We start from the raw sequence: 5,245 nt of genomic DNA, 5'->3' as shown, positions 1-5,245 counted from the left end.
GGGCGGACTCGACCAGGACGGCGGCGGCCGCGTCGGCGAGCAGGGTGCCGGTGCGGCCGGCGCTGAACGGGCGCGCCTCGCCGTCCCGGGCCAGCGCCCGCCCGGCGTCGAAGACCGCGAAGACGCCCGGTCCGACCAGGTGCCCGGCCGCGACCAGGACCCGCTCGTGCCGGCCCGTGGCCACCAGGGCGCCCGCGTCGGCGACGGCGGTCGCGGCGGCCACGCAGGCGCCGTTGTACACCCGGGTGACGCCCGGCGCGCCCCAGTCGGCACGGACTCCGGCGGCCACCGCGTCGGCGGTCGCGCGGGTGTGCTCGTCGCTGTGCAGGGCGAGCAGCACGGGCAGGGCGGCGCCCTCGGCGGAGGTCAGCCCGGCCTGGCGGCAGGCCTGGCCGATCGCGTCGAGCACGGCCCCGGCCAGCGGGCGGGTGCCGGTCGGTGGCGCGCTCTCGGCCGGTGGCGCGCCGTCGGCCGTCGGCGCGCTGTCGGGGAACAGCGCGGCCCGGGTGGTGCGGCGGGCGCTCACGTCGAAGCGGGTGACCGGGCCGAACAGCGGCGCGCCGTGGGTGACGGCCTCGGCCAGCGCGGCGAGCCCGCGCCCGGCGGCGCTCAGCACCCCGGCGCCGGTGACCACCGGGCGGCCGGCCGCCCGGCCCGGCGGTCCGGAGCCGGTGCGCGCGAGGGTCACGGCCGTACGCCCGCGCGGTCGGCGAGGACGGCCTCGCGCAGCAGCCCGGTGGCGTCGTCAACGGTGCGCACCGCGCCGAAGCGGTCGTCGTCGAGGTCCAGCTGGAGCCCGTACCGTTGCTCGAACTCCGCTACGAGCCAGGTGAGTTCGAGCGATCCGAGGTCCTCGGGCACGGTGTCGACGGCGCGCTGCCCGAACGCCGCCAGCATGGTGAGGACCTCGGCCCGGTCCGGCAGGGCGTCGGGGAGCGGGGCGCCGGTCACGCGGCGCTGCCGGAGGTGACGGGGAGGGCCTCGATCCGGCGGGCGACGTCGGCGGTGAACTCGTCCAGCGTCATCAGCGCGGTGGTCTCCATCTCGTCCAGGTCGAACTTGATCCCGAACTCGTCCTCGACCTGCACGGACAGGTCGGCCAGCGCGAGCGATTCGAGGTCCAGCCCGGCCGGGCCGAGGTCGGTGTCCCCGGTGACCTCGGAGACGTCGTACTGCATCTCGGCGAGTGCCGCCAGGACGAAGGCGCGGATGCGGTCCTGCATGGTGGTGGGCTCCTTGTCGGGGTGGTGGTGCGGGCCTGTCGGCGTGGTGCGGTTCGTCGGGGTGGTGCGGGTCAGCCGGTGGCGCGGTCAGCCGGTGAAGGCGGTCGCGCGCAGGGCGGCCGGATCGCGCAGCAGCTTCCCGGTGGCGGTGCGGGGGAGCCGGTCCAGCCGGGCCAGCCGGCGCGGCCGCTTGAAGGCGGCCAGGCGGCGGGCCAGCCCCTCCTGGACGGCGGCGAGGTCGGTCTCCGGTTCGGTGGCCAGGTAGGCCTCGATCGCGCCGCCGTCGAAGACCACGACGGCCTCGCGGACCTCGGGCAGCGCGGTGAGCGTCTGCTCGACCTCGGTGAGGTCGACCTTCAGGCCGCCGATCGAGACCTGGGAGTCCAGTCGGCCGAGCACGGTGACCAGGCCGTCGGCGGTCAGCCCGGCCGCGTCCCGGGTGTGCAGCCAGCCGTCCGACCAGCGGGTCGGGTCGTCCAGCCCGGGGTACGGCGAGGAGGCCGCACCGATCTGCAACTCGCCCTTCACCAGGCGCAGTTCCATGCCGTGCACGGGCTGCTTGGCGGGGTGGAGCGTACCGGAGAGGTCGGTGGCGATCACCCCGGTCTCGGTCATGCCGTACATGGTGCCGAGCGGGACGCCGTAGCGCTCGGTGAACAGCGCGGGCAGTCCCGGGCGGACGAGTTCGCCCGCCACGACCATCCGCCGCAGCCGGGGCAGCGGCGGGGGAGCGACTGCCCCCGCCAGCAGCTCGGCGTGGAAGGGCACCCCGATCACGGTGGTCGGCCGGTCGCTCGCGGCGACCTCGGCGAGGATGCCCGCCGCCGTCATCCGCTCCGGCACGGTGAGCGCGACCCGGGCGTACAGGCTGTTGAGCAGCCCGCCGACCAGGCCGAGCACGTGCACCACCGAGGAGAGCAGGACGACCCGCTCGCCCTCGCCGGGGAACTCCACCAGCCTGCGGTAGCAGTCGAGTTCGCGCAGCAGGTCGGCTGCGGTACGGGCGATGACCTTGGCCGGACCGGTGGATCCCGAGCTGAGCTGGACCAGTGCGTGCCCACTGCGGGCCGGGCGCCCGTCCGTCAACGGAACGGCCACCGGCTCGACTTCGGAGAAGCCGCGCAGCGCCGAAGCGGACCGATGGGCGGAGCCTACCAGCACCTGCGGGGCCAGCCGGGCCACCGCCGCGTCGATCTCGTGGTCGGTCAACCGGTGGTCGAGCAGCGCGACTTGGGCGCCGAGCCGCCAGCACGCCAGCAGTACCGCGACGAACGCCACCGAGGGCGGCAGCCGCAGCGCCGCCGTCCCGCCGGGGCCGAGCCCGGCGGCGGCCAGCCGGCCGGACTGCTCCTCGACCAGGGCGCGCAGCGCGTCCCGGTCGAGCGGCGCGCCGAGGTGCAGGCACTCCTCGCCGCCGGGGCCGGCCAGCAGCAGCCGGTCGACCCAGGAGTCCGGGGCGTCGGCGTGCGGCAGGAAGGCAGCCGGAAGTACGGAGGGGGAAAAGCCGGTCAACGCGGCTCCACACAAGTGAGGGGATTTGACATGAACGCCGTTAAAAAAATCCCAACGGCCAATTCCGTGGCCAGACCTTGGCACAGACGTTTGGTCAAATCAAGGTCTATACCAATGCGGTTGTTGCTCCTACGCTGCCCAACCAGGACCGGCCCGCGCGTGGCCGTCCTGGAACGAGGAATGCCCGTGGGAGTTCTCGCGCGGGCCGGGACCGAACGTGCGGCGCACGCCCGACTCCCCCCGGAAATCCGGGATTTCACCGACGGCGGCAGCGGCGCGGAACGCACCTCGGCGGTCGACCGGGGAGATGTCCGGGCGCCAGGCGCCGCGCCCGCGCACCCCGGTCGACGTCTCCGTCTGCGGCCCCGCGCCGACCCTGCTCGGCGGCCGCTCCCGCCCGGGGCCGTGCCGCCGGGCCGGGCCCCGGACCCCGCGCGGCCGCTGAACCGCGTTCTCCCCGAACCGCGTTACCCCACCAGGAGGCCCGACACATGACCGACCAGAGCGAGAGATTCCCGGGCTGGGACTGGGACGACCCGGACGGGCTGGCCCCCCGGCTGGACGCCTTCAGCGCGCGGGTCGCCACCTGCGACACGCTCCGGGCGCACCCCGGCGGGCTGCCGCGCGACCACGCGGGCCTGCGGGAACTCGGCATCACCGGCATCGAGTTCGCCGCCTTCCGCACCGCCCACCCGGAGGGCCTGGGCACCGACCTCGCCGCCCTGCGCAGCCCCGACACCACGGCCGAGCCCGGCACCCTCTACCGCGTCGACGGCGACCGCTGGTTCACCCGGCTCGACATCGCCGAACCGCTGCCCTTCGCCGACGACAGCGTCGACTGGGTGTACGCCGAGCACCTGATCGAGCACGTCACCCTGCCGGTCGCCGTCGGCTGGCTGCGCGAGGCCCGCCGGGTCCTGCGCCCCGGCGGCGTGCTGCGCCTGACCACCCCCGACCTCGCCCGCTACCTGGTCGGCTACGCCACCGACGACGGCTTCCTCGCCAAGCACCGGCGCCGGCTGACCACCCTCGGCTTCGGCCCGCCGATGCCCACCCGCCCGGCCTTCCTGGTCAACCAGATCTTCCGGTACTTCGGGCACCAGTGGATCTACGATGTGGACGAGCTGCGACACGTCCTCACCCAGGCCGGCTTCGACCGCGACCGGATCCGCCGCTGTGCCTACCGCCAGGGCATCCGACCGGACGTCGCCGACCTCGACACGGCCTTCCGCACCGACGAGAGCATCTACGTCGAGGCGGACAGCTGAGACCCCCGCACCGAACGGACCCGCCGATGCCCCTGCACCCCCAGGCCGAGGCGCTGCGCGCCCGGCGCGCGAGCAGCGCCACCCCGCCGCTCTACACCCTCACCCTCGCCGAGGCCCGCGCCGCCGACCTCGCGGACATCCGCGCGGCGGCCGGCGCGCCCGAGCCGGTCGCCGCCGTCGAGGAGCACCGCATCCCCGGCCCCGGCGGCGAACTCGCCCTGCGGCTCTACCGCCCCGAGCCGCCCGGCCGCCGACTGCCCGCCCTGCTCTACCTGTTCGGCGGCGGCTGGACGCTCGGCTCGCCCGACACCAGCGACGCGATCTGCCGCCGGCTCACCAACGCCGTCGGCTGCGTCACCGCCTCCGTCGGCTACCGGCTCGCCCCCGAACACCCCTTCCCCGCGGCGCTGCACGACTGCCGCGCCGCGCTGCTGCAACTCGTCCGACGGGCCGAGGAGTTCGGCATCGACCCGGACCGGCTCGCGGTCGGCGGCGACAGCGCCGGCGGCAACCTCGCCGCCGCGCTCACCCTGCTGCTGCGCGCCGAGGGCGGCCCCGCCCCGCGCCACCAGCTGCTGGTCTACCCCAACACCGACCACGGCGCCGACACCCCGTCGCTGCGCGCCCACGACGACCCGGCGCTGTTCAACCGCCGCTCGGTGGCCTGGTACTGGGGGCACTACCTGGCCGACCCGGGCGACGGCGCCAGCCCGTACGCCTCCCCGCTGCGCGCCGCCACCCTGGCCGGACTGCCGCCCGCGACCGTGCTGACCGCCGAGTACGACCCGCTGCGGGACGAGGGCGAGCAGTACGCCGAGGCGCTGCGGGCCGCCGGCGTCCCGGTGGAGCTGCGCCGCTACCAGGGCATGCCGCACGGCTTCTTCGCCATGACCGGCACCCTGGACGCGGCCGCCGAGGCCCAGGCCTTCGCGGCCGAGCGCCTCCGGGAGGCGCTGCGGTGAAGCTCGACCTGGACGGCCCGGACGACCTGGACGACCTGCACGCCTCGCCGGCCGATCCGCTGCTGGACGCGATGACCTTCCCCGACGAGGTCACCACCCGCTACCCGGACGCCGTCTCCTTCGCTCCCGGCCGCCCCTACGAGGGCTTCTTCGAGCCCGAGGACGTCCAGGCCTCCCTGCGGACCCACCTCGCCCACCCGGCCGACCGCGGCCCCGACCCGGCGGCGGTCCGGGAGGCGGCCGAGCGGGTGCTGCCGGAGCAGTTGAGCCGTTTCCTGCC

The 5,245-nt window shown here is 75.7% G+C and carries 6 protein-coding genes and 1 pseudogene; 3 read left to right on the top strand and 4 right to left on the bottom strand.

Annotation, left to right across the window (positions count from 1 at the left end; genetic code table 11):
- The 4 genes from ABZW03_RS36740 to ABZW03_RS36725 form a co-directional block, all read right to left on the bottom strand.
- The coding region (locus ABZW03_RS36740) for a beta-ketoacyl synthase N-terminal-like domain-containing protein (RefSeq protein WP_355268592.1) at positions 1 to 688 on the bottom strand (688 nt) is incomplete at its 3' end.
- The gene (locus ABZW03_RS36735; RefSeq protein ID WP_355268589.1) at positions 685 to 951 is read right to left on the bottom strand and encodes an acyl carrier protein; all 267 of its coding nucleotides are present in this window, start codon (positions 949 to 951) and stop codon (positions 685 to 687) included. The genes ABZW03_RS36735 and ABZW03_RS36740, both read right to left, overlap by 4 nt.
- Positions 948 to 1,223, bottom strand: a complete 276-nt coding sequence (locus tag ABZW03_RS36730) for an acyl carrier protein (protein ID WP_355268586.1) — start codon at positions 1,221 to 1,223, stop codon at positions 948 to 950. Before ABZW03_RS36730 ends, ABZW03_RS36735 begins: the two co-directional genes overlap by 4 nt.
- Positions 1,224 to 1,310: 87 nt before the next feature.
- Positions 1,311 to 2,735, bottom strand: a complete 1,425-nt coding sequence (locus ABZW03_RS36725; RefSeq protein WP_355268583.1) for a fatty acid--CoA ligase family protein — start codon at positions 2,733 to 2,735, stop codon at positions 1,311 to 1,313.
- 491 nt (positions 2,736 to 3,226) lie between these two features.
- Here ABZW03_RS36725 and ABZW03_RS36720 point away from each other — a divergent pair, with 491 nt between their 5' ends.
- From ABZW03_RS36720 to ABZW03_RS36710, 3 genes and pseudogenes are all read left to right on the top strand, one after another.
- Positions 3,227 to 4,003 (top strand): methyltransferase domain-containing protein, encoded by a 777-nt coding sequence (locus tag ABZW03_RS36720; RefSeq protein WP_355268580.1) that lies wholly within the window; start codon positions 3,227 to 3,229, stop codon positions 4,001 to 4,003.
- A 26-nt stretch (positions 4,004 to 4,029) separates the two neighbouring features.
- A complete protein-coding gene (locus tag ABZW03_RS36715; protein WP_355268577.1) occupies positions 4,030 to 4,965 on the top strand; it encodes an alpha/beta hydrolase in 936 nt (311 codons plus the stop codon).
- Positions 4,962 to 5,245, top strand: a pseudogene (locus tag ABZW03_RS36710) (hypothetical protein); the annotation flags it as partial. The gene ABZW03_RS36715 and the pseudogene ABZW03_RS36710, both read left to right, overlap by 4 nt.

It is taken from the genome of Kitasatospora sp. NPDC004799 (assembly GCF_040609095.1).
GTDB lineage: Bacteria > Actinomycetota > Actinomycetes > Streptomycetales > Streptomycetaceae > Kitasatospora.
The sequence above is the reverse complement of the archived record's forward strand: the minus strand, read 5'-3'. Positions and strand labels throughout refer to the sequence as shown.